Raw genomic sequence first — 2699 nt, forward strand, 5'->3', positions numbered from 1 at the left:
TTATTATGTACAGGTTTATAACACTTTTACTCATTCTTCCATTATTTGCTCATTCACAGCAATTGGCTTTCCCGGGTGCTGAGGGTGGCGGAATGTACACAACCGGTGGAAGAGGTGGTTCGGTGATTAAAGTAACCAATTTGAATGATAGTGGCCCAGGAAGCCTTCGGTCTGCATTGGATACCAAAGGGCCAAGAATTATTGTTTTCGAGGTTTCAGGAAATATCAATCTAAAGAGTCCACTAAAAATCAACAATCCCGATGTGACTATCGCAGGTCAGACGGCACCTGGAGATGGAATAACCTTGCAGAATTATCCATTAGTGATGGATTCAAAGAAAAATATTATTGTAAGGTATATAAGAGTTAGATTGGGTGAACTTGCAGGAGAGTATTATGATGCAATGGAATCAAAATATTGTGAAAATGTTATCATTGACCATTGTTCTTTCTCATGGGGTACTGATGAAGTTGCTTCTTTTGTTGGAAATATTAATTTATCCGTTCAGTGGACTTTGATTGCAGAGGCACTAAACAATTCCGTTCATAATAAAGGAGAACATGGTTATGGGGGAATCCTAGGTGGAAAAAACACATCATTCCATCATAATCTAATTGCTCACATGACCCAAAGAAATATGAGGTTTGACCATCCTGATGTTTACAGAAGTTCCACGCTATTGCAGACAAACAGGGGAATAGTTGATTTCAGAAATAATTTGATTTATAATTGGCGAAACGTTGCCTCTCATGGTGGGGAGGCAGGTACTTTTAATGTTATCAACAATTATTACAAAAAAGGGCCTGCAACTATAAATGACAGTTTTTTTCTAAGAGCACAAAAAGTCACAAGTGGAGGGAAACTTGTTTATGATTTTGGTAAATTTTATGTTGCAGGGAATTATTTTTCTAGCAATTCAGGGATTACAAATGACAATTGGAAAGGTGTAGACCCTCAGGATGGCAGTTCTTGTGACTTGACAAGGATTAAAGCCTCCTCACCATTTTCATCGAATGTGTACAATGTGACCCACAGTTCTCAAGATGCCTATAGCTTGATTTTAAAATACGTTGGAGCCAGCCGCTACCGAGATAGTGTAGACGAAAGAATCATTAAAGAAACTAGCACAGGAACATTTACAAATAAAGGTTCAAGAGGAAGTACAGGAGGAATAATCGATAGTCATACAGATGCCGGAGGTTGGCCAAAATTAAATTCTCTACCTGCACCAAAAGATTCCGACAAGGACGGCATGCCTGATGCCTGGGAACTTGAAAATGGTTTAAATCCCAATACAGCTGATGACAAAGGTTACAAACTGAGTAGTATGTATACCAATATTGAGGTATATATCAATAGCCTTGTCAGTCATATTTCTGAGTTTGATTCTTCAGTGCCTCCATCTGTCCCTCAATTAGAAAGTCCAATCAATAACGCTTCCGGGATTGCCAAAAATTCTTTCCTAAAATGGAATAATGCTCCCAATGCCGAGACATATCAACTCCAAATTTCCAAAACCCAAGACTTTGCCACACTGGATACAAATATTGATAATTTGGATGCTATACAGTATTCTGTTGAAAATTTGCTTGATAATACTCAATATTTTTGGAGAGTCCGATCGAAAAACAAGAACGGAACAAGTTCTTGGTCCAGTATCTGGAATTTTAAAACAGCAGAACCTTTAGCAATTCCTGAAACCCCAAAACCTCTAAGTCCTTTAAATGGAAGTATCGATCTTCCAAATACATTGGTCCTCGAATGGAGCAAAGTAATTGATACCAAAAGTTATCGTGTTCAAGTTGGAAAAGATGAAAGTTTTTCATCAATGGTTTATGATATTTACAACTTAACAAGCCAAAGTGTTGAAATTAAAAACCTTCAGTCTGGGGCTTCATTCGCTTGGAGGGTCATGGCCTCTAATGATTCAGGGAACAGTAATTTTTCTGAAGCATGGACTTTTTCTACTAAAATCAGTGTGCCAAACGAGGTTATTGCAGTTACGGGAATCTCTATCAGTCCAACGAAAGCTAGCTTGGAAATTTCCAAATCTTTACAACTTACAAATACGGTTTCCCCCCAAAATGCAAGTAATAAAAATGTTATCTGGACTTCTTCGGATTCAGGTATTGCCACTGTAAGTCAAGGTGGATTGGTTAAAGGAATAAAAGCAGGTTCCGCGATTATTACTGTCAAAACAGAAGATGGAAATTTTACGGCAAATTCTGAAATCACAGTTAATCCCTCAAATACAACAATAGGAATTAGCGGATTCACTTTGGTAAATGCCGATACAGATCTAGACATTACAGATCTTGCAGACGGAAACCAATTGGATATCAATCAATTAATTGGAGTAAACCTTAACATTCGTGCCAATACCAATCCAGAAACAGTCGGTAGCGTATCCATACAATTATCAGGTCCTGTGAGTGAAACTATCACTGAAAATGTTGCTCCTTATGCTTTGTTCGGAGACAGTAGAGGCAATTATAGAGGGAAAATACTTTCAGAAGGGGAATATACCTTGGAAGCTGTACCTTATACAGAATCCAATTTGGGCGGAACAAAAGGCACTCCCCTTTCGATCCGGTTTTCAATCGGACAGAAAGTTTTGGCACCCGATATTCCAAAACTTAACACTCCAAGCAACAATAGTTTAGATTTACCCACTACCTTAAAACTTACATGGATAGCT

1 protein-coding gene is annotated in these 2699 nt (G+C 38.2%); it reads left to right on the forward strand.

Annotation, left to right across the window (positions count from 1 at the left end):
- Positions 1–2699 (forward strand): Ig-like domain-containing protein (locus tag ACZFYI_RS18600; RefSeq protein WP_462525622.1); only part of this gene is annotated, 2699 nt, incomplete at both ends.

The organism is Aquiflexum sp., from assembly GCF_977115555.1.